This is a genomic window from Acinetobacter sp. YH12043 (genome assembly GCF_013419915.1).
Lineage (GTDB): Bacteria > Pseudomonadota > Gammaproteobacteria > Pseudomonadales > Moraxellaceae > Acinetobacter.
The window spans coordinates 137,019-162,553 of the sequence record NZ_VOZD01000005.1 but is presented as its reverse complement, the minus strand read 5'-3'; the positions used below and the strand labels follow the sequence as shown (position 1 = coordinate 162,553).

29 protein-coding genes and 1 pseudogene are annotated in these 25,535 nt (G+C 41.2%); 2 read left to right on the top strand and 28 right to left on the bottom strand.

Going from position 1 to position 25,535, the window contains the following annotated elements; all coding sequences use genetic code 11:
• Positions 1-92 (top strand): annotated as a pseudogene (locus tag FTU01_RS04535) (IS5/IS1182 family transposase); the annotation flags it as partial.
• 43 nt (positions 93-135) lie between these two features.
• Here FTU01_RS04535 and puuE read toward each other — a convergent pair.
• The 16 genes from puuE to FTU01_RS04455 all read right to left on the bottom strand — a co-directional run bounded on the left by puuE (position 136) and on the right by FTU01_RS04455 (position 14,715).
• Positions 136-1,101, bottom strand: coding sequence for an allantoinase PuuE (gene puuE, locus FTU01_RS04530; RefSeq protein ID WP_180138327.1), 966 nt, complete (start codon positions 1,099-1,101; stop codon positions 136-138).
• An 85-nt stretch (positions 1,102-1,186) separates the two neighbouring features.
• Positions 1,187-1,516, bottom strand: coding sequence for a hypothetical protein (locus FTU01_RS04525; protein ID WP_180138325.1), 330 nt, complete (start codon positions 1,514-1,516; stop codon positions 1,187-1,189).
• Positions 1,517-1,923: 407 nt separating this feature from the next.
• Positions 1,924-3,624: an urease subunit alpha gene (ureC, locus tag FTU01_RS04520; RefSeq protein ID WP_180053671.1), complete on the bottom strand. Its 1,701-nt coding sequence runs from the start codon at positions 3,622-3,624 to the stop codon at positions 1,924-1,926.
• A 33-nt stretch (positions 3,625-3,657) separates the two neighbouring features.
• The gene (locus FTU01_RS04515) at positions 3,658-3,969 is read right to left on the bottom strand and encodes an urease subunit beta (protein ID WP_004785857.1); all 312 of its coding nucleotides are present in this window, start codon (positions 3,967-3,969) and stop codon (positions 3,658-3,660) included.
• A gap of 9 nt (positions 3,970-3,978) precedes the next feature.
• Positions 3,979-4,281 (bottom strand): urease subunit gamma, encoded by a 303-nt coding sequence (ureA, locus tag FTU01_RS04510; RefSeq protein WP_004785859.1) that lies wholly within the window; start codon positions 4,279-4,281, stop codon positions 3,979-3,981.
• A 160-nt stretch (positions 4,282-4,441) separates the two neighbouring features.
• Positions 4,442-5,317, bottom strand: coding sequence for an urease accessory protein UreD (locus FTU01_RS04505; RefSeq protein ID WP_180138323.1), 876 nt, complete (start codon positions 5,315-5,317; stop codon positions 4,442-4,444).
• A 43-nt stretch (positions 5,318-5,360) separates the two neighbouring features.
• Complete coding sequence (locus FTU01_RS04500; RefSeq protein ID WP_180138321.1) at positions 5,361-5,927, bottom strand: HupE/UreJ family protein; 567 nt, start codon at positions 5,925-5,927, stop codon at positions 5,361-5,363.
• Positions 5,928-5,940: 13 nt separating this feature from the next.
• Complete coding sequence (gene ureG / locus FTU01_RS04495) at positions 5,941-6,555, bottom strand: urease accessory protein UreG (protein WP_004785864.1); 615 nt, start codon at positions 6,553-6,555, stop codon at positions 5,941-5,943.
• An 81-nt stretch (positions 6,556-6,636) separates the two neighbouring features.
• Complete coding sequence (locus tag FTU01_RS04490; protein WP_180138319.1) at positions 6,637-7,302, bottom strand: urease accessory protein UreF; 666 nt, start codon at positions 7,300-7,302, stop codon at positions 6,637-6,639.
• On the bottom strand, positions 7,289-7,771 hold the full coding sequence (gene ureE, locus FTU01_RS04485; protein ID WP_180138317.1) for an urease accessory protein UreE: 483 nt from the start codon (positions 7,769-7,771) through the stop codon (positions 7,289-7,291). Before ureE ends, FTU01_RS04490 begins: the two co-directional genes overlap by 14 nt.
• A 237-nt stretch (positions 7,772-8,008) precedes the next feature.
• Positions 8,009-8,707, bottom strand: a complete 699-nt coding sequence (gene urtE / locus FTU01_RS04480; RefSeq protein ID WP_034705325.1) for an urea ABC transporter ATP-binding subunit UrtE — start codon at positions 8,705-8,707, stop codon at positions 8,009-8,011.
• Between the two features lie 11 nt (positions 8,708-8,718).
• Positions 8,719-9,537 (bottom strand): urea ABC transporter ATP-binding protein UrtD, encoded by an 819-nt coding sequence (urtD, locus tag FTU01_RS04475; RefSeq protein ID WP_005235559.1) that lies wholly within the window; start codon positions 9,535-9,537, stop codon positions 8,719-8,721.
• The gene (urtC, locus tag FTU01_RS04470; protein WP_034705328.1) at positions 9,534-10,607 is read right to left on the bottom strand and encodes an urea ABC transporter permease subunit UrtC; all 1,074 of its coding nucleotides are present in this window, start codon (positions 10,605-10,607) and stop codon (positions 9,534-9,536) included. The genes urtD and urtC overlap by 4 nt, the downstream gene beginning before the upstream one ends.
• 4 nt (positions 10,608-10,611) lie before the next feature.
• On the bottom strand, positions 10,612-12,249 hold the full coding sequence (gene urtB, locus FTU01_RS04465; RefSeq protein WP_180138315.1) for an urea ABC transporter permease subunit UrtB: 1,638 nt from the start codon (positions 12,247-12,249) through the stop codon (positions 10,612-10,614).
• A 94-nt stretch (positions 12,250-12,343) separates the two neighbouring features.
• A complete protein-coding gene (gene urtA / locus FTU01_RS04460; protein ID WP_180138314.1) occupies positions 12,344-13,630 on the bottom strand; it encodes an urea ABC transporter substrate-binding protein in 1,287 nt (428 codons plus the stop codon).
• Between the two features lie 317 nt (positions 13,631-13,947).
• The gene (locus FTU01_RS04455; RefSeq protein WP_179992531.1) at positions 13,948-14,715 is read right to left on the bottom strand and encodes an alpha/beta fold hydrolase; all 768 of its coding nucleotides are present in this window, start codon (positions 14,713-14,715) and stop codon (positions 13,948-13,950) included.
• A gap of 684 nt (positions 14,716-15,399) precedes the next feature.
• On the opposite strand from FTU01_RS04455, the gene FTU01_RS04450 reads away from it, so the two are divergent.
• Positions 15,400-15,681 (top strand): damage-inducible protein J, encoded by a 282-nt coding sequence (locus FTU01_RS04450; protein ID WP_159123011.1) that lies wholly within the window; start codon positions 15,400-15,402, stop codon positions 15,679-15,681.
• 34 nt (positions 15,682-15,715) lie between these two features.
• On the opposite strand, the gene FTU01_RS04445 is transcribed toward FTU01_RS04450, so the two are convergent.
• The 12 genes from FTU01_RS04445 to FTU01_RS04390 all read right to left on the bottom strand — a co-directional run bounded on the left by FTU01_RS04445 (position 15,716) and on the right by FTU01_RS04390 (position 25,527).
• Positions 15,716-16,084, bottom strand: a complete 369-nt coding sequence (locus FTU01_RS04445; protein WP_180138312.1) for a hypothetical protein — start codon at positions 16,082-16,084, stop codon at positions 15,716-15,718.
• A gap of 15 nt (positions 16,085-16,099) precedes the next feature.
• A complete protein-coding gene (locus FTU01_RS04440; RefSeq protein WP_175967551.1) occupies positions 16,100-16,465 on the bottom strand; it encodes a hypothetical protein in 366 nt (121 codons plus the stop codon).
• 131 nt (positions 16,466-16,596) lie between these two features.
• A complete protein-coding gene (locus tag FTU01_RS04435) occupies positions 16,597-17,199 on the bottom strand; it encodes a nitroreductase family protein (RefSeq protein ID WP_180018270.1) in 603 nt (200 codons plus the stop codon).
• Between the two features lie 419 nt (positions 17,200-17,618).
• Positions 17,619-18,110: a hypothetical protein gene (locus FTU01_RS04430; RefSeq protein ID WP_180138310.1), complete on the bottom strand. Its 492-nt coding sequence runs from the start codon at positions 18,108-18,110 to the stop codon at positions 17,619-17,621.
• Between the two features lie 339 nt (positions 18,111-18,449).
• Positions 18,450-18,623, bottom strand: coding sequence for a hypothetical protein (locus FTU01_RS04425; protein ID WP_171431285.1), 174 nt, complete (start codon positions 18,621-18,623; stop codon positions 18,450-18,452).
• Between the two features lie 236 nt (positions 18,624-18,859).
• Entirely contained in the window at positions 18,860-20,254 is a 1,395-nt protein-coding gene (fumC, locus tag FTU01_RS04420) for a class II fumarate hydratase (protein ID WP_180138308.1), read from the bottom strand.
• Positions 20,255-20,389: 135 nt separating this feature from the next.
• Entirely contained in the window at positions 20,390-21,400 is a 1,011-nt protein-coding gene (locus FTU01_RS04415) for an NAD-dependent epimerase/dehydratase family protein (RefSeq protein WP_180138306.1), read from the bottom strand.
• Positions 21,401-21,634: 234 nt separating this feature from the next.
• A complete protein-coding gene (locus tag FTU01_RS04410; protein ID WP_180138304.1) occupies positions 21,635-21,913 on the bottom strand; it encodes a hypothetical protein in 279 nt (92 codons plus the stop codon).
• A complete protein-coding gene (locus FTU01_RS04405; RefSeq protein ID WP_180138302.1) occupies positions 21,910-22,665 on the bottom strand; it encodes a TIGR02594 family protein in 756 nt (251 codons plus the stop codon). The genes FTU01_RS04410 and FTU01_RS04405 overlap by 4 nt, the downstream gene beginning before the upstream one ends.
• Positions 22,662-23,219, bottom strand: a complete 558-nt coding sequence (locus tag FTU01_RS04400) for a hypothetical protein (RefSeq protein WP_180138300.1) — start codon at positions 23,217-23,219, stop codon at positions 22,662-22,664. The genes FTU01_RS04405 and FTU01_RS04400 overlap by 4 nt, the downstream gene beginning before the upstream one ends.
• A gap of 63 nt (positions 23,220-23,282) precedes the next feature.
• Positions 23,283-23,516 (bottom strand): hypothetical protein, encoded by a 234-nt coding sequence (locus FTU01_RS04395; RefSeq protein WP_086044635.1) that lies wholly within the window; start codon positions 23,514-23,516, stop codon positions 23,283-23,285.
• On the bottom strand, positions 23,509-25,527 hold the full coding sequence (locus tag FTU01_RS04390; protein ID WP_180138298.1) for a hypothetical protein: 2,019 nt from the start codon (positions 25,525-25,527) through the stop codon (positions 23,509-23,511). Before FTU01_RS04390 ends, FTU01_RS04395 begins: the two co-directional genes overlap by 8 nt.
• Positions 25,528-25,535: the final 8 nt, after the last annotated feature.

Here is a 25,535-nt window from a genome sequence, read left to right as displayed (position 1 = left end):
TTAGAGGAATAGCTACTCGATATGACAAGCTCAAAAGAAATTATCAAAGTTCTGTTGCCTTAGCCTGTATATTTTTATGGCTACCGTTATAGGGTTAATTATGAACAGTAAGTGTCAACAGACCCTATATTTTTCTCAGTTTGGTGCGTGATATTTATACCAATGTGCTGCAATATCACCCCGTCGGCAAATCCACACCTTTTCATGACCTTGCACATAATCGAGGAACTTTTGTAGGGCTTTAAAGCGTCCTGGCCGCCCTAAAATACGACAATGCATCCCGATCGATAGCATTTTTGGTTCAGTTTCACCTTCAGCATAGAGCACATCGAAGGCATCTTTTAAATATTGATAGAATTGCTCCCCGCTATTAAAGCCGCCCGGTGAACTAAATTTCATATCATTGCTTTCTAAAGTATAGGGGATGATCAAATGAGGGCGTGTTTCACCTGCCTGATTGGTCAATGTACTCCAAAATGGCAAGTCATCTCCATAGTTGTCGCAATCATATTGAATCTGAGGAAATTCAGCCAGTAACTGACGGGTATTTGGACTATCACGACCGGTATACCAGCCAGTCGGTGCTTTGCCGAACAGGGTTTCCAGTACGCTAATCGCCTGATCCATATATTGGCGTTCAAGCTCAATTGGCATGTCCTGATAATGCACCCAGCGCTGACCATGTGACACTACATCATAATTGGCTTCTTTAATCGCTTCGACTATATAAGGGTTGCGGATTAAAGCCATCCCAACCCCAAAAATAGTCATCGGCAGATTACGCTTTTTAAACTCGTTATGAATGCGCCAGAAACCTGCACGTGAGCCATATTCATACATGGAATCCATCGACATGTGTTTGTCTGGAAAGCTAGCCGCGCCGATAATGTCAGATAAAAATTGTTCTGAACCGGCATCACCATGTTCAATGTGGTTTTCACCACCTTCTTCATAATTCAGTACAAACTGAACTGCGACACGGGCCTGATTGGGCCATTTTACTTTAGGTACATCACCATGATAGCCAATCAAGTCACGTGAATAAGGCTGGTTTCGAATTTGATCTATGAGTTCTTGTCCGCGTAGATAGGTACTGGTCACGTTTAATCCCTGATGTGTTATATCAAACAGTAAAATTGAATAAGCGTGACAAGCAATTTATGCGCCAAAAAGGATCATTAAATTTTCATGAAGTTTCATTAATAGTTCGATCTAATCTAGGATGATTAGGAAGTGTAAGACCATAATTATTGAATATTCTTTCTACTCTAAAATAGGGAATTTTATTTTTACTACATATCTTTTTAAGTTTTTCCTCATCTTTGGATGAAATTTTAATTCCACCAATTACAGTACAAATTAAATCTGTATAAGGAATTTTTTGGATCGGTTCATTTGTATAAGGTCTTAAAATTCTAAACTCTTTTTCATAGCTCCATTCTTCAGATTTCGTTGTATAGATCTCTAATATTTTCCATTTAGGGTTTAAACGATCCTTTAATGTAATTAGTGGCATTTCATTAGAATATCTTATAGGAATAGGTAAAAAGTTCTTATATTTTTGACTAGATATAAGCATATCTCTTTTATGAAATTTAAATTCTGTTCAGGCTTTGTAAAACTTATAGTCCCTTCTGTTAGAAGCTTTAATCGACTATCAGTAATAGGCTGATGTTTATATAAATATATGTAGTTTTCATCTTGATAAACGAATGGATATTCTAAAATATTGAGCAAATTAGCAAACTCTATCTAATCTATTGAATTAGTAATCTATATACTTTTTAAACATACTCATCAAGATCAAAAATAAGAAAATACCCCTCATCCTAACCTTCTCCCAAAGGGAGAAGGAACTTTCCAAGAATTTATTTAAATAGTGGAAATTCCCTCTCCTTTAAGGAGAGGGTCAGGGAGAGGTAATTAAAACAAGAAATACCTTTGCGCCATCGGCAACACTTCCGCTGGCTCACAAGTCAAATGCACACCATCAGCACGAACCTCATAAGTTTCTGGGTGCACTTCCATCACAGGACAGTAACTATTATGTTTCATATCCTGTTTAGTTACCTGGCGTGTCGCCTTACATGGTGAAATCAACTTTTTCAGACCTAATTTTTCATGTACGCCATTCTCAATTGCGACTTGCGACAAGAACGTAATACAGGTGTTATGCACTCCACGCGGATAAGCCCCAAACATTGGACGATAATGCACAGGCTGTGGCGTTGGAATAGAAGCATTAATATCACCCATCGGCGCTGCTGCAATCATCCCACCTTTGATAATCATGGATGGTTTCACCCCAAAGAATGCAGGTTTCCACAATACCAGATCAGCTAACTTACCTTCTTCAACAGAGCCAATTTCATGGCTTAAACCGTGAGTAATTGCAGGATTAATCGTATATTTGGCGATATAACGTTTAACCCGATTATTGTCCCTATAGGCTGTATCACCTTCCAAAGGCCCACGTTGCACTTTCATTTTATGCGCCGTTTGCCAAGTCCGTAAAATTACTTCACCCACACGACCCATCGCCTGAGAGTCTGATGACATCATGGCAATCGCACCCATATCCTGCAATATATCTTCTGCAGCAATGGTTTCGCGTCGGATACGGCTTTCTGCAAAGGCCACATCTTCTGCAATCGCTGGATCTAAATGGTGACAGACCATCAACATGTCTAAATGTTCATCGATGGTATTGACGGTATATGGACGAGTTGGATTAGTTGAAGATGGCAATACATTCGGTTGACCAATGGCTTTTAGAATGTCCGGTGCATGTCCGCCACCTGCACCTTCAGTATGATAAGTATGAATGGTTCGATTTTTAAAAGCTGCTAAAGTTTCTTCTAGAAAGCCACTTTCGTTTAGTGTGTCAGTGTGAATCGCGACCTGCACATCGTACTGGTCGGCCACAGTCAGACAGTTATCAATCGCTGCTGGTGTCGAGCCCCAATCTTCATGCAATTTTAAACCCACTACACCAGCTTTAATTTGTTCTGCAATTGGCTCTGGCTGGCTCAAGTTACCTTTACCCAATAAACCAATATTCATCGGTAAATCATCAATCGCTTGCAACATGGTGGCAATATGCCAAGGTCCTGGAGTTACTGTAGTCGCAGAAGTTCCAGCTGCCGGACCCGTACCGCCACCGACCATCGTGGTTGTGCCAGACATCAGTGCCGTTTCAACTTGCTGCGGGCAGATCCAGTGAATATGGGTATCAATTCCGCCAGCTGTTAATATTTGTCCTTCGCCAGCAATGACTTCTGTAGCTGCACCGAGTGGAATGGTAATATTTGGCTGGATATCCGGGTTACCGGCTTTACCGATTTTCCAGATTCGACCATTTTTTAGGCCTACATCGGCCTTTACAATACCCCACCAGTCAACAATCAGCGCATTTGTAATGACAGTGTCAGCCACTTCGGATGACAAAAGTTGTGATTGACCCATACCATCACGAATGACCTTGCCGCCACCAAATTTAACTTCTTCACCATAAGTGGTGAAATCCTGTTCGACTTCAATGAATAATTCAGTATCAGCTAGACGAACACGATCTCCTACAGTCGGTCCAAACATTTCGGCATAAGCACGACGTGACATTTTCATGATTTATAAACCTTTATAATTCTGCTGCAATTTTTATGAATCGAGCTTGCCCATGATTCGCCCGGCGAAACCGTAAACCTCACGTTTACCTGCTAGTGCAACCAATTCCACATCACGTTTTTGCCCTGGCTCAAAACGAATCGCCGTACCAGCAGCAATATTTAAGCGAAAGCCTTTGGCCAGCTCACGATCAAATTGCAAGGCATCATTGGCTTCAGCAAAGTGAAAGTGTGATCCGACCTGAATCGGTCGATCACCAATATTAGCAACAGTCACTTTCAAGATTTCCCGACCGACATTCATTTCAATATCGCTCTCAGGTGTAAAAATTTCCCCTGGAATCATATGCTGCTCCTATACGATCGGTTGATGGACAGTGACCAGCTTTGATCCATCTGGAAAGGTTGCCTCGACCTGCACTTCTGCAATCATTTCCGGAATGCCTTCCATGACATCATCACGTGTCAATAAGGTCGTACCGTAATGCATTAATTCACTGACCGTCATGCCATCACGCGCACCTTCAAGCAATGCCGCAGAAATATAGGCAATGGCTTCAGGATAATTCAGCTTCAAACCTCGGGCTTTACGACGCTCTGCCACCAGACCCGCAGTAAAAATCAGCAGTTTATCTTTTTCTGTAGGATTGAGTTCCATAACTGGTTCCTCATTGATATATATGTATTTCTAAGCAAAATATGTGCAAGATTCGATATTTGGTGTTCTCTCCCTTTGGGAGGGAGTTAGAGGGAGGGTTTTAATAAATGTTTAATCATCTCTCCCTAACCCTCTCCTATAAGGAGAGGAAATTAAAGGATTACGTCCGCCAAATCCTCGGAAATGCCTCATCCAGACCGAACCAGTAACGTCTTAATCGAGCGCGAATTGCAGCAAAACCATCATGGCATTGACGAACATCATCTCCCAGAAAACGCGCGCTTATTACATCACCGAGCAAAGTCAAGGTAATCGGTACATCCATTCGCATAATCAGTTCACGAATTAAGTCGAGATGTGGTTCCAGATAAAAACTCGCACGATATTTTTCAGGCGGTATAGCCCAGAAGCTGCCCATCACCGCATGTCCATTCATACCTAGACATGAATTGAGCCAACGGTCATTGCCTTTAAAATTCAAAGTATCTGCGACCAGCAATTTGTCTTTGCGCCAAAGTTGAAAACGGTTTTGATAAGCCCCCTGTGCAAACTGTTCATCTCGTGCCTGACGGCCGATCACCAGCATATCCCAACCGATAAAACTGGCTGCTGTATCTAAGTGGACGATTGTTTCGGAACTCGCATTAGCACCATCAAACAGCATGGTTTCTTGAGGTAGCCATTCAAAAATCGCATTGTCATTTAAACGGATATGGATGTGCTGAAAAGCTTGCTTGCCATTGGTTCTGTACCACTTACCCGCACCTGGTGTGGTCACCAAGGCATGAGCATTAGCATCTACCTGCATATCAAAAGTGAGATGATCCCCACCGGCAATCCCTGCTGGCGGATGCACGATAATGGCATGGCAAATCCCATTGGCTTCTGGCCATAACATTTTCTGGATGCGTACCGGTCCATGATGCTTGCGATGTTGCAAAATGGTTCGCGCAGTCTGTTGCTGCGCCTGAAATCCCATTTCCAGACGTGCATACCATAAGTTCTGCTGCGTGCTTTTTTCTGCCAGTTCGTGCATCAACAAATCAATCCAATATCATCTGAAAATGATTTTCCAGGCATTAAGCCAAACCAATGACAGCAACAACTGCAGCTAGACCACCAACGATCTGCTTGCCATAAGGCATATATTTTTTCACGAATGCACCCAGAGCCAAGCCTGCACCATAAATCAAAGCCATTGCTGAAACCATACCGACAATTAATAGCGATACATGTCCACCTTGACCCAGTTCACTTCCATGCGCTACGCCGTGGAAGCTGGCCAATAAGATTGCAGCGAGAGGCAAAACCTTATTCGATTTAGTCCATAGCGCAATAGCTAAAATGACCAGTGAAGCGATGATGCCTGACTCAGCCAGTGAAGTTGAAAGCAGACCTTCACTACCGAGCACAAAGCCTGCAACCATCGCTACTGCCAGACCGATGAGACCCGAGATTTTCCAGCGTTGATTTGCAGTCCACATCAATACACCAAAGGCAATCGCCATCATCAGGTGATCTAAACCAGTAAAAGGATGGACAAAGCCAGACCAGAATCCACTGTGATGGTCATGTCCCGCGTGAGCAAATGCCAACATCGGTAAAGCTGCCACGCTTGCAACCAGTAACTGTTTGAATAGACGCATGATGAATTTCCCCTTAAGACTTAAATAAACCTTGTTTTTCGATAAAGCTGATAATTTCGTTCAAGCCATCTTGTGTTTTCATATTAGAAAATAAAAATGGTTTATCGCCACGCATGCGCTTCGCATCCTGATCCATCACCTCTAGGCTGGCACCCACCATTGGTGCTAAATCTGTTTTATTGATAATCAGCAGATCCGACTTGGTAATTCCCGGACCACCTTTACGTGGAATCTTCTCGCCACCGGCAACATCGATCACATAGAGAGTTAGATCGGACAATTCGGGACTAAAGGTTGCCGCAAGGTTATCGCCACCACTTTCAATAATGATCAGCTCCAGCCCATCAAACTTTTCACACAAATCATCAATCGCAGCCAGGTTAATGGACGCATCTTCACGAATTGCAGTATGAGGACAGCCGCCTGTTTCTACACCGACAATACGGTCTGGCGACATCGCTTCATGTCGGGTTAAAAAGTTCGAGTCTTCTTTGGTGTAGATGTCATTGGTGACCACTGCCATATTGTATTTTTCACGCAGTGCAAGACATAAATTCAGGGTTAAAGCCGTTTTACCTGATCCAACCGGACCACCAATTCCAACGCGTAATGGACTACGTTCTGACATGTTGATTTCCTTTATTACATTTTCTGGGCATCAGTTTTAATGATGCTTTTCGATCTTTTTACTGCTGCTCTGGTCTGAAGATTATGACCGGAATAAGCGTGAATACTGGGTTTCGTGCGACATGCTTAACATGGCATATTGCGGCAATGCGCTGCTGATTTCATGATCGTCCAAAGCTAATGCCACCTGTACAGCTTCAGGAATTTCCTGATGTAATTGCCATATAATCCGCTGCCCGCTCATTTGCCCGAGTGGAATGGTTTTTACTGCTGCCAGCACCTGATTTTCCAAAACCGTAAAGCTATAAGCAGTTAATACATCGGCAAGATCTAAACCCAGCTCACCACATAAATGTGCATACACCGGCACAAACCCTAATTGCTTTTTTACGCTCGGGGGCTGTTTTAAAACATCTCTAATCCATGCATTCAAGGAAAATGCCAACTGTTGAGATTCAGCCAGTAATTCTTTGGATTCTCGGCTGGCCCGATACAGTTCTGCCCAATATTGAAACTGTTCAGGATTATCAAAAGACTCCACCAGACGCTTGAGTACTGGAAGCTCAAAACGCACCAGCAGCATTTCCAGTACTTCCTGGAAGTAGCTCACACAAGAGGCTTCATCATGCACCATGCCTTTTTCGATAACGCTTTCCACCCCTTGTGAATAACAGTACGCTCCAATCGGCAATGCCGTTGAAGATAAAGTCAGCAAGCTGAGCAGTTGAGACGCATTAGTGATGGACATGATGTAAAGCCTTGATTGGGCTTAAACGGTGGTCATGCTGATGCTGTGCATAAGCCCCACTTTCAGGTTCAAATGGGTGCATGACTTCATTAACTTCAAGACCTAAACCTTGCACCATTTCAGCCAGTACATGATCTGGTTCAAAGTACAATGCAGTAGGTGTGAGCATTAGAGGAACATGACGATTCCCCAGATGATAGGCTGCTTTTAATAAGTCAAAGCTATTGTCCGTAGTCACCTGAATCAATTTTTCAGGCTTCGCATCGACCCGAAGAATGTCGCCCTGTTCAGTTGCTATAAAAGAACCACTACGCAAAATTCCTGTACGTGGTAAATCTGCACCAATATCGACACCATTTTTTAAAGTTGCACGAAAACGGCTCTTTTGTCGTGTATCGAATGTGAGTTCAAGAGACTCAAAATCACTTTCTGGTGCAATTTTTTCCAAACGTTGCGTATAAATTTTCATAACTACCCTACTGATGCTGATAAATCCTGTATTTGTTCCAAATTGAAACCAAATAATTTTTAGCATTTAAAATTTGCATCAAAATAAAGCAGTTATCGTGCCAACTTGGTTTATCAGATGTTCTAATATTAAATAGATAATCCGTATTTATCTCATGAATAAATAGCACGCATTAAAAAACCGCCACTTTTTAATGACGGTTTTAAATGAAGTTGGGTTCAAAAAAGGATAGTAAAATTAAATCGCCACCAGATCCCGAATACCTTTTTCTGGCATTTCGCTTCCAATACCTTGAGCAATCACTTGCCCACGTGCCATGACGGTATAACCATCTGCCAGTTCTTCAGCAAAGTCATAGAACTGTTCCACCAGAACAATTGCCATTTCACCGCCATCAGCCAGCTTACGAATTACCCGACCAATATCTTTAATGATAGATGGCTGAATCCCCTCAGTCGGTTCATCCAAAATGAGCACACGCGGTTCAGATGCCAATGCGCGAGCAATCGCCAGTTGTTGTTGCTGGCCACCGGATAAGTCACCGCCGCGTCGATACTTCATTTCTTCTAATACCGGAAAAATCTCATAAAGATGTTCCGGAACTTTACGGGTTTTGGCTCCTTTAAATTTCGCCATGCCAATCAAAATATTTTCTTCTACTGTTAGGGTTGAAAAGATATCTCGTCCTTGTGGCACATAAGCCAAACCTGCCCGTACTCGCTGTTCAGGACTCAGTTTGGCAATATCTTTGCCATCTAAAAGGATCTGACCTGATTTGATGGGCAATATCCCCATCAGACATTTCAGTAATGTCGTTTTACCAACACCGTTACGACCCAAAACCACTGAGCACTCACCGACAGGCGCATTGAAAGACACATCACGTAAAATGTGACTACCGCCATAAAACTGATTTACATCTTTAACTTCTAGCATCAGTCAGCCCCTTAACGTCCAAGATACTTTTCAATGACCTCTTCATTGGCCTGTACTTCTGCCAATGTGCCCTCAGCCAGAATCGCCCCTTGTGCCAGCACCGTTACTTTTTCACTAATGGTATCGATGAAGCTCATATCGTGTTCGATGACCACCAGCGTATGATTCTTTTTCAGTTCCAGACACAGTTCAGCAGTCCGTTCGGTTTCGGCATCGGTCATCCCTGCCACTGGCTCATCCAGTAAAATGAGTTTTGGACGTTGCATCAGCAGCATACCAATTTCCAGCCATTGCTTCTGACCGTGCGATAAAAGCCCTGCAGGTTTGTGAATAAATTCCTGCAAGCGGATTTGCTGTAACGATTCATCCAAGGCATTTTGTGCATCCGGATCGAGCTTGCTGAAAAAGCTTTTTTTAACACGTTTATCTTTAGGTGCAGCCAAGAGCAAATTTTCCATCACGGTGAAATTTTCAAACACCGTTGGTTTCTGGAATTTACGCCCGATGCCAGCTTCTGCAATTTCTTCAGTACTCATTTTCGCCAGATTATAGGTTTGGCCAAAAAATGCAGAACCTTCAGTAGGACGGGTTTTCCCGGTAATGACATCCATCAACGTGGTTTTACCCGCGCCGTTTGGCCCAATGATGCAGCGCAATTCACCTTCTTCGATATACAGCGATAAATCATTTAAGGCACGGAAAGCATCAAACCAGACACTGACTTTTTCCAGATAAAGTGCGATCCCATGGCTAAAATCTGGCCCTTGCTCTTTTGGTCGGCCATAGCCTTCAGAAGCATGGCCGCCATGAGGTTGTAAAATTTCACTCATTCGCTACGCTCCTTTTTAAAACGGTCAAATAATCCAATCACGCCTTTAGGCAGGAAGATGGTGACCACAATAAATAATGCCCCCAGAATTAATAACCAGGCTTCTGGATAGGCCACAGTAAAGTAAGTTTTAACTGCATTAATTAAGCCTGCACCCAGGATCGGACCGATCAAGGTACCGCGACCGCCAGCCGCTACCCAGACTGCCATTTCAATCGAGTTCACAGGATTCATTTCGCTCGGATTAATAATCCCGGCTTGTGGTACATACAGTGCACCAGCGATACCTGCAATCACAGCAGATAATACCCAGGCTGAAAGCTTGTACCATAAGGTGCGGTAACCTAAATATTGCAGACGGTTTTCACTATCACGAATCGCGCCAAGCACACGACCATAAGGTTTATTCATTAAATGGCGTAGACCAACAAAGCACAGCAATAACACCAGAGCCGTGATAAAACATAGGCTGGCACGCATCGGTGCTGATGTGATGTCCATGCCTAAAATGGTTTTGAAACCGGTAAAACCGTTATTCCCGCCAAAGCCTGTTTCATTGCGGAAGAATAAAAGTGCTGCCGCAAAAGTCATCGCCTGAGTAATAATCGAGAAGTAAACGCCTTTGATTTTTGAGCGGAAAGCAAAGAAGCCGAAAATAAAGGCAATTAGTCCTGGTACCAAGACCACAAGTATCATGGCCCACCAGAAATGATTAGTCCCCACCCAAAACCAGGGTAATTCAGTCCAGCTCAGAAAGCGCATAAAGTCAGGCAAACCATCACCTGCTGATTGACGCATTAGATACATCCCAAAGGCATAACCACCCAAGGCAAAGTACAGGCCATGACCTAAACTTAAAATACCGGCATAGCCCCAGACCAGATCAAGTGCTAAAGCCACCAACGCCAGGCACATGATCTTGCCGATCAAAGTGACCCAATAAGCAGACAGATGCAGGCTCGAATCCGCTGGCAATAAATGTAACCATGGCAAGGCCAGTAAAATAACAAAACAGATCGCAATTGCGAGTGCGCTATAAGGTTTATCTGAAAGTAATGATGTGATTTTCATAGGCTTACTCCACAAAGCGTCCTTTAATGGCAAACAAACCTTGTGGACGTTTCTGAATAAACAAAATCACAAGAACCAAGAGAATAATTTTTGCCAATACTGCACCCATACCAATTTCCAGTACGGTACCACTGACACCCAGTCCCAAAGCGGCAAGAACTGCACCCCATACCTGACCAACACCACCGACAACAACCACAAGGAAAGCATCGATAATGTAGTTCTGGCCCAAATCTGGCCCAACATTACCCACTTGAGCCAAGGCACAGCCGGCAAGACCGGCAAGACCTGAACCCAGACCAAATGCCATCATGTCAATCCGGCTGGATCGGATACCGACAGCACGAGCCATTTGACGATTTTGCGTAACGGCACGGACAAATAGACCGAAACGGGTTTTATTCAGTAGATAAACCAGCAACAGTAAGACAGCTACAGTAAAGACAATAATTGCGATACGGTTATAAGGCAGCATCAGGCTTGGGGTAATGGAGATCCCGCCTGAAAGCCATGAAATATTGGACACTTCAACATTTTGTGCGCCAAAGATCATCCGCACCAATTGCATCAAGATCAGGCTCACCCCGAAGGTTGCCAGCAGTGTTTCCAGCTGACGACCATACAGTGGACGAATCACGGTACGTTCGATCAGCATGCCAATCACGGCACTGACAATGAATGCTGCAGGAATCGCTGCGATCAGATACCAATCTACCAAACCACTAAAATGGGATTTAAAGAAACTTTGCACTACATAAGTGGTATACGCCCCGATCATGATCAGCTCGCCATGCGCCATATTAATGACGCCGAGCAAACCATATGTAATGGCTAATCCTAAAGCCGCAAGCAATAAAATACTGGCAGTACTTAAACCGGAAAATACATGTCCAGCCCATTCACTGGCCTGAATTCGGGTTTTGATACTACTTCTGGCATCGACCAGCGCTGCTTTTAAATCAGGATGCAGATTTGGCTGAGCCAGTTCATTTTGAACCAGTGCAAGAACGTCTGGTCTGTTGGAATCTTTTAAAACTTTTGCCGCTTCTATTTTGGTCAGGACATTTTCAGATTGATAATCCAGACGTGCTTTTAACTGGGCAAAACGTGATTTAACCGTATTGTTTTTTTCATTTAAATACATCTGATTGATGGCTTTAGCATCAAGTTCGGACAAGTTATTTTCCAGAATATCAATCGCCTCAAGTCGCTGAGAGGCTTCTTCTGAATTTAATTTCTTTTTTGCTAAACCAAAGGTCAGTGCTTTATTTAAGGTATTTACCAGCGTAATTTGCGATAAATCAGATGGCCAGGTTTCCACGGTTTTTCCGTCAGGATAGCTAACCAGTTTGTCTTCTGCTTCCAGAATATAAGTATTGCCTGAACTGTCAGTATAAAGCTGATCTTTTTCAACAAACTCTGCCAGCTGATCAAGTTGTTCAACACTGGCAGGCCACTGGTTTAATAAAGCACGACGAGTGGCAAAGTCCCCACGAACAAACTGCTGAATAGCATCAAGTGACTGTTGAGATGATTGCGATACGGTTGTTTCGCTAGATTGAGTTTCCGCATGCACCATATTGAGACACAAACACTGACTCAAAATTAAAAAAATGGCCGCGAGATTTAGGCGAGTGGACATGAGTGCCCTCCCTATTTATATATTTAACGCTGTCCCGTCCGGGAGATGAAAAACCAGAAAGGCCTACTGCCGGAGCAGCAGGCTTTGGAGGAAATTATTTAGGAATGTATGGGCTCCATGGCTCAGCAGCGATGGTTTTCGGAGTCTTATAAACCACGTCAAACTGACCATCACCACGGATCTGACCAATCATCACTGGTTTATGTAAATGATGGTTGTTAGCATCCATTTGTAACTGATAGCCAGATGGTGCATCAAAGGTCTGACCTGCCATCGCTTCACGAACTTTATCCACCTCAGTAGAACCGGCTTTTTCTACCGCCTGTTTCCACATATTGACACCCACATAAGTCGCTTCCATCGGGTCATTGGTCACAAACTTGTCTGCATTAGGCAATTTGTATTCCACGGCATACTGTTTCATCTTGCCGCTGAATTCAGTATTTTTCGGATTTTTCACGGACATGAAGTAGTTCCATGCCGCTAAATGGCCGACCAATGGCTTGGTATCAATACCACGAAGCTCTTCTTCACCTACAGAGAATGCCATAACAGGAATATCAGAAGCTTTAATGCCCTGGTTACCCAATTCACGATAGAACGGTACGTTTGAATCGCCGTTGATGGTTGAGATCACCGCAGTCTTTTTACCTGCAGCAAATTTTTTCACGTTACCGACAATGGTTTGATAATTACTATGACCAAATGGTGTGTACTCTTCCATGATGTCAGCATCAGCAACGCCTTTAGATTTCAGGAAAGCACGAAGAATTTTGTTGGTGGTACGCGGATAAACATAGTCTGTACCTAGTAATACAAAGCGTTCTGCTTTACCGCCTTCTTCACTCATCAGATATTCAACAGCAGGAATCGCTTGCTGGTTAGGCGCAGCACCGGTATAGAAAATATTTTTAGACTGTTCCTGACCTTCGTATTGGACTGGATAGAACAATAAGCCATTTAACTCTTCAACCACTGGCAATACCGATTTACGTGATACCGAAGTCCAGCAACCAAAGATGACCGCAACTTTATCCTGAGTGATGAGCTGACGTGCTTTTTCAGCAAATAGTGGCCAATCAGATGCTGGATCAACGATAACTGGTTCAAGCTTTTTACCTAAGACACCCCCATTGGCATTGATTTCATTGATCGCCATCAACGCTGTGTCTTTTAATGAAGTTTCAGAAATGGCCATCGTGCCAGATAAAGAATGCAAAATACCAACTTTAATCGTTTCCCCACTAGTTGCAGCTGCTTTCGGCTCAGAGGTAGCGGCCGTTTTATCTTCAGGCGACTTTGAACAACCTGTTAAAGTCAGTATTCCCAACATTGCAGCAACAATTAAATTTTTAGAAAACTTTTTTTGTTCGACTTTCATGTACTTCTCTCCAACCTTAGTTAGGCTTTTTTAGAAAATTTGAGAGAAGCTATTCAAATACTGTGCCACTTTTAATTTATAATTTTAACCCACTGAATTTCATTATGATTATCTATTTAAAATAAAAATAGAGATTAAATTTTGCACCAATAAATACATGTTGCTCTAAAATAGAAAATAAAATCTGAGGCTGAAAATCAATTAATTAGCCTATAAAAACCTCAAAAAAGTGCAGCCTTTTAAATCAAAATATTAAAATGCTTACTAATGATGCATAAATAAAATGAGCAGAAAATACATCTGCTCATCAATATAATTTATTTTTCATCAATAAAATTTTGCATATGCTGCAAAACTTCCGCCGTCTTTTCACCATGTAGCCAGTGCCCTGCATTTTCAATCACTGCAATCTGTGCATGAATAAACTGCTGATTGATGGCTTCAAAATGTTCAGATTTAGAGATATATGATGAATTTCCACCTCTTAAGAATAACGCTGGAAGTTCATTTTTTTCTATCTTATTCCAAGCAGTAATATCTTCATAATGATCAAACAGTGCTTGCACATTAAACAACCACTGCCCTTTATTAAATGATTTTAAAAGAAACTGGATGACCATTTCCTCTTGAATATATTCACGCATAATTTTTGCTGCTTCATTTCGTGAAGCGACTTGCGCCTGCTGGACTGCAAACAAGGCTTTAAATATTTCAGAATGATGATTTTCTTGATATTGAATTGGCGTGATATCTAATACAACCAGTTTTTCAATCAGATCAGACGCCAGGTCTGCCAGCTTCATGGCAATTTTTCCGCCCATTGAATGCCCGACTGCAATAAATTTTTTAATATTTAAACTGGCTAAAGTTTCTAAAATATCTTCGGCCATGATTTGATAATTCACTTCATCAGAATGGCCAGATAAACCATGATTTCTGACATCAATTTGAATCGTAGTTGCCTGCTCTGAAAAATGTCGGGCTAACATACCTAAATTACTTAAACTACCAAATAAACCGTGAATAAATACCATTGGGGCTAAAGTTGATGTTTCATGGGTTTGTATTTGATAATTCAGGATCATTTGAGAATTCCGTGATTTCCTATGTTAGGTGTTAATAGTGGAGTTATATTGGAAGTTAATCAATTGCCAATGACATAATTTAAAATTTTACTTAGGCTATTTTGATAGAAGTAAAATCTGCTTAGGCTAAATTGTAAGATCTGCTCATAATTGAGTGTCACACTAGATCATTAATAAAAAAAATATTTTAAAATTTTTAGGAAATATACGAGTTTTAGAGGTTTATTTGGTATTAAGTTTTAGTTATGGGATATGGATTTTGCGAGAATAAATATAAAGTAGAAAATTGCTTAGGCTATTTTACCGTGCAATGATTTTACCGCCCTTCGTTTGAGTAAAAAAGAAACATATAAATATTTAATATTTCTTAATAAATTTCAAAATTAGCTGATATTTACCCGGTAAAATTTGTATATAAATAGATTTTTATAAAGTTTATTTAATGAATAATTTAAAAAGTACTGAAATCCATATGCTACGTATCAGAGTATTTATGCATTTTATAAACAAGCTGAAAGTCGAAAAAAGGGGCTAATTTTTTGGCCCTACCCTTTTTTATCCGTCTATACCTTTATCAAGATCAACATTCCTAAATAAGATATGAATATTTAATTTCATTAGCTTCTATATGCTTCATATCTGATAGTTTAAAGTAGTGTATAAAATGTATTCTAAGGCTATCTTATGAACAATTTAGTTAAAAAAAGCATTGAATTCTTAGTGGAACAAGACGTTGTTGAATCAGCAGAATGTGTAATAGCAGAAGCGGGTTTAACTCCAGCAGAATTGATCACGATAGTTTATGGTGAAATTGTTCGAACAAGTCAAATACCTATTATTCCTCAAGTAGGAACTAAGGATTTCAATATAGCTCGATTAACAGCAGCGAGTTCCTTTATTCCAACTGTCAAAGTTTCCACTCCGGAACAGAAGGATGCATTTTTAAATGATGATGGTGGCTATTAAAACTCAAGACGATGCTCTTGCTTTTATAGCTTAATTACACTTCCCTACTCTTACAAAATACTGCGGTGGTCATACCTGAATTATTCATGCTCTGTGCTTGTCGATCCAAAAAGTTTTTAGCAATCATAGCCATTGTGGGCGCCATATTGAGCTCTTGATTTTCTTCAGAGACTTTTTGAATCTCTTCATAAGCCGTTAAACGCTGGCAGAATGCCTGACGTTGACTTTGGGCATCTGCATTCTGATCTGGCTCATCTAAAATATGTTTGGTTTCATTGACTATTTTTGTTTGCGCAGCAATAAACTGATCATAATCCGCTTGTGAAAGCTTTTCGGCAAAAGCCATATTGTTCAATTGCATGCAAATAAAGAAAGTACATATTAAAGATGAGGATTTGATCATTTCGAAGGTCTTCTTTTAGTTTTCTTCTTTCCAGACATCTTCATAATCATCTGCATCAATCATGAAGCGGTAGCCCTGCTCTAAAGCCAGATAAGGTAAAACTTCAGGGGCGATATCCTGTAACTCACGCACAGTCATGGTTTCAAAAGCATCTTCATTTGAAGCCAGTTCACCACCATAAATATACCAGCTAATATTTTCTTCTGTCTCAGGCTTTCTACGGATTCCGACAATTGGATCCTGCTTCAATGTATGTACAGCCACTGCAACGACATCATCACCACTTACTTCTATATAGGCAGAACCGACCTCTTCACACAGTAATTTCTGCTCTGCAATCAGTTCCTGTAATGGTGATAATTTCTGCGTGTTTTTCGACATTCGATTTGACTCATTAAATTCTTTAAATACCGCTTTAGTTTAGCCTAGTTTTAAAAAATCTAATGCGTATTTTTATAAACAACCCGGAGATCTGTCCTTAAAAAGGATTAAAGACAGATCGGAAATTAAGCTTATTGGAAAACTTTGAAGCGTTGATCATCTTCCAGATAATCTTTCGCACGCGCTTCACCTTCAACTGAACCAAATACCAGTTGAGCACGAAGTTTCCAGTTTTCTGGAATATCCCATTCTGCATGAACCTGCTCATCTACAATCGGATTATAGTGTTGTAAAGATGCACCCAGGCCTTCAGTATGCAAGGCAGTCCAGGTAGAGAACTGAGCAATAGCAGTTGAATGTTCTGCCCAGATTGGGAAATTCTCGGCATAAGATGGGAATTGCTCTTGCAAGCCTTTTACTACATTTTGATCTTCAAAAAATAAAACTGTACCCGTACCAGCAGCAAAGGTTGCCATTTTTGCAGTCGTTTTTGCAGCACTTTCTTCATCTTTGGCATAGCTTTTTAATTTATCAGCGACAAAGCCCCAGAATTTTTCATGTTCGCTATTGAATAAAATAACGGCGCGAGATGATTGCGAGTTAAAAGATGACGGACTTTGCTTGATCGCATTTTGAATCAAATCAGTTAAATATTCAGGAGACTGTTCTACATTTTTACCAATGGCATAAATAGTACGGCGTTTTGTAATTAAATCTAAAAACTGATTCGACATTCGGTTAAATCCTTGGATATATCTTCGGGAAAACTGGAACCTTCACTTATTTTTATGAAGGAATTCTAATGAATAAGAATTCTGTGATTCATTTACTCATTAGTACTGATAGCTTAAAAAAATATGACTGGAATAGCTATATTCTTAAAGTAATATCTTTATATATTCTTTTGATAAAGAATAGTTTTTTAATTTATTTTTTATCAAACGATAAAATAAATGCCCTTTTCTGAGCCACTTTCTGTTTTAAAATAAGTCACCATGTTCAATGATGTAGCAGAAATCTGTTTTGATGATAAATATAGAAATTTGCTTAGGCTATTTATTGTCATAAGGGAAATGTCAATCCTTAGAAATCGCTATAAAAAAATCATCCCCCAATTTGGAGGATGAAATTGAATGAATCAGCTTAAATTTTCTTAGAATTTAGCATTAAGCACTTGAGCAGAGACTTTATTTTTCCAAAGATCACGTAAGATTGGTAAATAGAATTTTTCACCTAGTTCTACCAGTTCAGCATCAATCAAGCCATGCACATCATGCATAAATAGGTAATCCAGATCCACACTAGAAAGCTTAAGATGTTTCTTCTGATATTCTCTGCGTTTTTGCTGCGCCTCTTTCACCAACTGATCCGCAAATGTCTTATCTTTATACTGGGTGATCGCATTTAAACGCAATTCAATAATGCCCCACCCTGTTAATAACATCTGAAATGTCTCAAAGTCCTGAGTGGTTGATTCCCAGGTCATTTCATCAAGATTTTCATTTTCCGGGAGAACGGGTAAAAGAAGTTCCATTACACTTGGAAAAATCTTTTTAAAATTCAGAATAAATTTAACAGGATGCTCACCTGGATAATCCTTGAATTGAATCTTTTTTTGAACATCTGTTAAATAAATATCAAGCATTAAATTTTCCTTAAACAACCTGCCACTTTATGGATGTTTATTCATATGCTATAGAAACTCATGCGGAATAAACGACAAAACAGCAGTAAAAACGAACTGCATTTTAGCAGCTATATACGCTTATTCAATGTTAATTCGGTATGAGAAGTCATGAGGATAAGCTTTAGCACTAAAAAAACTTCAATAGTTATCTCTAACCATCCTTCTAATACGATTTCACCCGTAATTTTAGATTCTTTCTTTTATTTGCTCATGAATCTATAAAATTAAGAACTTCTGATGAGGAGAATAAAAAAGCCCACTCATAGAGCAGGCTTAATAAATATTTATAATTTTGAGTTAATCTATCTCACCAGTTTTGCCGGTTCCCATACATTTGACACACTGTTTGGCTTCCACAACGTTATAGCCGGTACCGCTACAGCTGCTACACTTCTTTTTTGTATAATCTGGATATAAATCCTCATCTGGATAGGATTCGTCCAAATCAAAATCATCATCAAAGTCAGTCATCACCCTTACCTCATTTTTCTAGTTATCAGGGAATTTCTATTAGTAATCCTTCATTGCATATCTGTCAAAACATGAACGATAGATGGTTCATAGCATTTAATAAGCAAGCTTAATTGAATGAGAATTTTCCAGAAAAAACATGTGCAATTGATTTTATTAAAATTTGTATGAATAATCCTTAGATATTATAAAGCCCTCATTTAGAGGGCTTTATTATTTAACCATAATTAGAAGACTTATTTTACGTTTGGAGCCACCATATTCTCAGGACGCACCACTTGATCAAACTGTTCTGCAGTCACCAATCCGAGTTCGACTGCGACCTGTTTTAAGGTTTTACCTTCTTTATAGGCGGTCTTGGCCACTTTAGCTGCATTCTCATAACCAATGACTGGATTTAATGCAGTGACCAGCATTAATGAATCATGCAGGAAGTGTTCAATCTTGTCACGATTAGGTTCGATTCCGACTGCACAGTTATCGTTAAAGCTGTTACATGCATCGCCAAGCAGTTGGATAGACTGCAACAGATTATAAGCAATTACTGGCATAAAGACATTTAACTCAAAATTCCCTGATGCACCGGCCACATTAATCGTCGTGTCATTTCCTAGAACTTGAGCAACAACCATGGTCATGGCTTCACTTTGGGTTGGATTCACCTTACCCGGCATAATACTTGAACCCGGTTCATTTTCAGGAATACGTAATTCACCAAAACCACAACGTGGTCCGCTCGCCAGCCAGCGAATATCGTTGGCGATTTTATTCAGGCTAACCGCTAAAGTCTTTAAAGCACCTGAAGCAAATACTGCTGCATCACGGCCGGCCAAAGCTTCAAACTTGTTAGGAGCAGTGACAAAAGGCAAACCTGTTAATTCCGCTAGAGTATCCGCGGCCTTAACAGCATAGTCTGGATGGGCATTGAGGCCTGTACCGACGGCGGTTCCACCCAGTGGCAATTCATATAACCCTTGCAAAGCCTGATACAGACGAATCATGGCATGATCCAGTTGAGAAACATATCCACTAAATTCCTGACCTAAAGTTAAAGGTGTGGCATCCTGAAGATGGGTACGCCCAATTTTTACAATCTCAGCAAATTCCTGGGATTTGGCATGCAAGGTATCACGTAAACGTGTCACTGCCGGTATTAGCAGTTCATTGATCTGTAAGCTAGCTGCTACATGAATCGCAGTCGGAAAAGAGTCATTGGTCGATTGAGCGCGGTTGACATGATCATTTGGATGCACAGGCTTTTGTGCACCTAAAGGATTACCCAGCTTCTGGTTAGCAATATTGGCAATCACTTCATTACAGTTCATGTTACTTTGCGTGCCCGAACCGGTTTGCCATACCACTAGCGGGAACTGGCTATCCCATTGACCGCTGATCACTTCATCCGCAGCACCGATGATATAGGTCGATAACTCATGAGGAATCTGGTTTAACTCGGCATTGGTGATCGCAGCTGCTTTCTTGACCAAGCCCATGGCACGAATCATGGCGCGTGGCAAATGCTCATTGCCAATCTTGAAGTTCTGTAGACTACGCTGAGTTTGTGCGCCCCAAAGTGCTTCACTCGGTACAGCGACTTCTCCCATCGTGTCATGTTCAATACGTGTTTGCATGCTCAACCTCAATTGTTATTCCATGTTTTACTCATTTAGACAGCAGCTTCAATGCTGTACTCTATTCATCTTAATGAGTTTGATTAATTTTGCAAATGATAATTATTATCAATAATTAACTTATAGGATTCTTAATCACTGCCCTCTTAACGTATTCTGATAGAACAGCCATTCATCCTCTAACATTTTCCTTAAGGTATAGCGTGGCTGCCAATGTAACAACTGTTGGGCTTTATCCGTATTAGCACCCAGTTGATCCATTTCAGCATGCGGATATGGCAAAGCATCTACTGTAGGAACAGCGGATTGGGTGACTTCTGCAACCTGATCCAGCAAAGTCTGCATTGAGATCAGCTCTCCAGCGATATTAAAGGCTTCGCAAGTCCATTGTTGCTGTTGAGACAGCCAATGTAGCGACTTGAATACCGCATCACAGACATCCAGCACATGTAGAAAACTACGTTCTACTGTATAGTCTTCGGTCTTGGCCTGACGGCGCAATTCCAGATATTCACGCTGCTTCGCACCCACCTGCATGGCCAGAGGCACAATATTCTTTGGTAAAGGTGGCACCCATTCACCTAAAATGCCATTTTCAAAAGCACCCGCGACATTGGAAAGACGTAACATCGCAATACGCCATTCATTATCCGTCTTGGCAGTATCCCGGATGATTTCTTCCACCATCTGCTGTGATTTAATATAAGGATTTGGATAAGTGTAATTGAAAGCCTGATCTTCTTTTAAATCCGTTCCGGAATGGCCATATACAGCCAATGAAGACAAATGCACCAGATTGCGTACTCCAGTACGCTGCATGGCACGCATCAAGCTCATGATACAGCTGACATTATCATTATAATATTCAAGTGGTTTTAAAACTGATTCTTCTAATGATTTAAAGCTGGCAGTATGAATGACAGCCTGTACTGAATTCTGTTCAAAAACTTTATTTAATGCTGGAGTGTTACGGATATCAATTTTGACAAAAGGCACATAGCGGCCGGAAATAAATTCAAGGCGTTCTAAGGTCTGTAGACTGGCATTGGCCAGATTATCGACCACAATGACCTCTAGTCCTTGTGCCATCAGACTTAAAGCAATATGTGAGCCTAAAAAGCCTAAACCACCCGTCACTAAAATCATTGTTTATTAACTCCGCTTTAGAATCAGTATCTTAAATTGATATGGTGTTTATTTGGTGCTTTCTCCGACTTATCCACAGGATCAAAAACGCAAAAACCGACCCAAAATTTCTTCTGAGCCGGCTAATCTGCTCAATAAGTATATCTTATTTTACAGGTCGAACAAAAGTTGATTGTTATGTAATGTATGGAATTCATGACAATGAATTAAGCCCTCACTTGGGGGCTTTCCTAATTAGAAAATAGCTTTTTTAAGTAGATTAAATGCAGCCTTGGCCGCGTTAATGAATCGAAGAATAATTGGTATCCAATAATCAAGATTTGTGAATACTTCCACAATTTCCTTCTTTGCATACTCAATTACCCAGTTACGTTTTTCTTCACCAGATAAAGTGCTGTTTTTCAGCTTTTCAGCTGCATCCATATACTTTGAAATCTGGCTTAGAATTGGGCCGCCTGATTCAGCTACTTCTAATGTTGATTTTGATACTTGTTCTATTGTTAGTGCTGTCATGCTTCAGTCACTCCTGTAGTAGTTACGCCAGACATAACAGGAAGGTTATAACGGTGATCGGCTGGCCGATTAGTCATGCCATACCAACGGAATTCCTGAAATTCAGACTCAGCATATAAGGCATAACACACCATATTAGACTGGTTACCACCCAAGCAAACCAGCTTACCTGTTTTACTATCACGACCCACTACAAAGCAGACATGACCACCACCCTTACGTGATTTAATAGCTACACAACCATAAGCTGGCTTAGATAACTTTGCACCGTAATTCACATAATCTAATGCCCGGTACCAATGCTTCGGATATTTCACACCGGCTACTTTTAAGCAGTGAGCAATAAAGGTTCCACACCAGGCTGTTTCATCCTCTGACCACCATGCGCCAAGTGATTTAAGCCACTTCAGGATAGTTGGATTATGCTTAGTCTTACTGGTGTCCTCACGTAGTCCAATATGCTTTTTAGCTTCAATCATCCATGCCAGATCATTGGTTGGCTGTTGTACTGTTAAAAGGCTATTTACCCCAGATAGGCTTGGCTCATGTAGTTCTGGCTGAGCTTTTTTGCGTCCTACATATGTAGCCAAGAATACCAATACAATAGACACAATGCTTTGATACGGTTCAGGCAAGACATTGGCGTTATAGACTTCCTGTAAAACTAAATGTACACAGGATAAAAAAAGCGCCATATAGGCGCCATATTTTACTGAGTCAAACTTCCATACACTTTCATTAATTAATTTCATTTTTCCTCTCTCATATTTCGTTCATAAAGTTTGCTGCGGATTTCTTCAACTGTTCTTAAAAGTTGGTCAGATTGTTTTTCAAGAACTTGGATGGATTGGGTGTTGGTCATGGTTTGAGTATTTACCGTGTCCGTTTTTCCGGTCTGTGTGTTCCAGGCAACCACAAACAAGCCAGCTAAAAAAATGCCACCAAATCGCACAAGACTTGTGGTGTTATCAATCTTTGTTTTGCTTTCATGGAGCACCCTGATCTGCATATCCATTTCTTTAAACTTCGGATCAATCTCATTTCGAACTTGCTTGATCTCGCTTTTAAAGTTTGACTTGGCTCGATCTAGGTCATCTTGCAGATTGTCCCGAGTCTGAGTTAAGTCATTCCGGGTCTGCTGATGCTCTTTATTGAGCTGTTCTAACTGCATATTCATGCGGTCAAGTTTTTGGGGCATTTCAGCTAACTTATCCATGCTTTTTCCAAGATCATTAATCTTGTCTGAGATGGCAAGAAGTTGCCCTGCTGTTGCTACTGGTGGGTCAGATGAATAGTCATTTGACATTACGCCCCCTATTTTTTTGGCAATAAAAAAGCACCTAAAAAAGGTGCTGTCATTTGGTTAAGTTTAGACTTCTATTTCTGAATGCTGTCCAGTAGGTGCTGGCCTTAGGATCACTTGGTTTGAAATGAATACTCTAGCACCTAAATTGTAGGCTGTACCGGACGTACATAGTACCGGACCAGATCCACCGTCAATCTGTACCCGATACTCTGGATGCTTTACTGAAGTAATGGTGCCGATATATTCCGCATGGGTTGGATTAAGCAGCTTACGCAGTTCAAATAAAGGATTATTCACGGCTGATACGCTCCACAGTAATGGTCTCATTCACCTTTTCATGCGAAAAGCTGCCACTCACCCCATCAATGACACCCCACCACTGGCCATTAAATGCAATCGTTTTACCAGGTAGCATCTCACCTATTTCCTGACTGACCGGAATATCAGAGAAAGTGTGCAATTCCTGAATATTGGCTTTGACCAGTTCATTTTTGCCATAACTCGCACCCGATACCACATTAAACAATGGACCTGTGACCGTCTCAAGCGGTACATCACCCGAGGTACCACGCTGCTGTACTTTCAGACTTTCACCGCTACGGCTATTCACCACAGTAATTGCATTAAAGTCAGCAATGTATTCATCGTTCTGCTTGATGTTCTGCTGCATCACCAGGCTTTCAGATAACAGAATGTCGTAATCATCCACAGTCATCGTATCCCAGTAGCCTTTCTGGTACCGGGGTAAAATAGTCAGTGTGTTACCTGCTTTCTGGCTATAGATAAAGCCACCGCCTGCATCAACGACCTGCTTGATTGCATCGATTGGCGCCAGTTCTGCATAACTCAGACTCTCAATCGGAACGATCCAGCCCAGTTCATCCATGAGCTTCCAATCTAGAACAGTACCTGCATTAGCCCGATCCAGTTCAGCCTGTACCAGCTGTACAGAAGTTCGTTCATTGTCCTGGATAAATGAGCGTGTTGGTCCGTATTTATCCGAATTCAACGCAGTAACGCTTCGACCTGGATAGGTATATAAAACGCTGGCAAAGCGCCGGGTTTCTTCTGGATCTTCTAGTAGAATATGATGCTCAAAGCCATTGATCAGGACTTTCAGAATCACTGGCTGACCATCAACCGGATGAAGCTTATCTTTTTCGGTATGAGCTACAGTGATTGAGTAAGTCCAGCACCACTGAGACCGGCTGGTACTGTAACTGCCATCAATCACTTGAATCTTCTCGCCGGTATCTAATCGCTCGGCTATTAATGTGTTCACGATATACCACCAGTTTCTATTCGGCAGTGCTGGAATACAGTCATCTGCACCAAAATTTAAAACAACATTGTGTGAATCAGCTTCATGGCATAGACAGATAAAGTTTAAATCTGTGCTGCCTTGATATGGTTGTGGTTCAGGCTTTGGCCATGGTTGAACAGGATGCTTTCTGTAGTGAATTGCTTTAGCTTTATCCCAAGGCAAGTCCGACTTGGTGATAATCTCTAGGCTTTTATCCCACTCAAATGAAAAGCGATGCTCAAAGACCTGAGCTACATCATGCGAATAAGTAAAAGTCTTGCGCCGACGAATCATTTCCTGCCAGACCGTTTCACGGTTATGACGTAGTTTGATTGTTTCTTTATACAGGTAATACTGGTGAATAAAGCGTTTATCAGCTTCTTCCCAAATTACATACACATCCGAACTTAAACCGGTTGATTGCTCATGTATGGATCTAATCGCTCGGGTTAATAATCCTGCTTGCTCATACCGAATATCTGCATGATTAGAAATTACCAAGCCTTGATCATAAAAAAGAGCCTCATTTGAGACTCTTAATACTGGCTTGGCCCAAGGTATTTCCGTGGTGCTTAAGGCTGCAATCGTTTTCTGGTAGCGCATATCAAAACCATAAGACACACCGACCAGATGATTGATATCGAACAATGCTTCAAATTGGGCGTTTAATCCGGTTTGAATCACCGCATCCACTGCACAGTACTGATCAATTCGGACTGCAGCAAATTCGGCTATAAAGCCGGTTTGCAGCTGTACCTCTAGCTGAGCCAGCTGTCCTGTAGCCGCACTGAACTCTGCATTAAATCCAGTATTGATCCGTGCATCCAATACGTCGTTACTATCACTGACTGCATTAAGCTCGGCAATAATTCGTGTATTAACTACAACATCTAGAGAAGCGAGATTTTGACTATCCCCACCAAAGTTAAGATCGGTAGAGCCTGTGACTGGATCTTTAAAATTAAGGTTTACCTGGTGGCCATCTGGTGGAATATAGTTCGACACATGTCCAC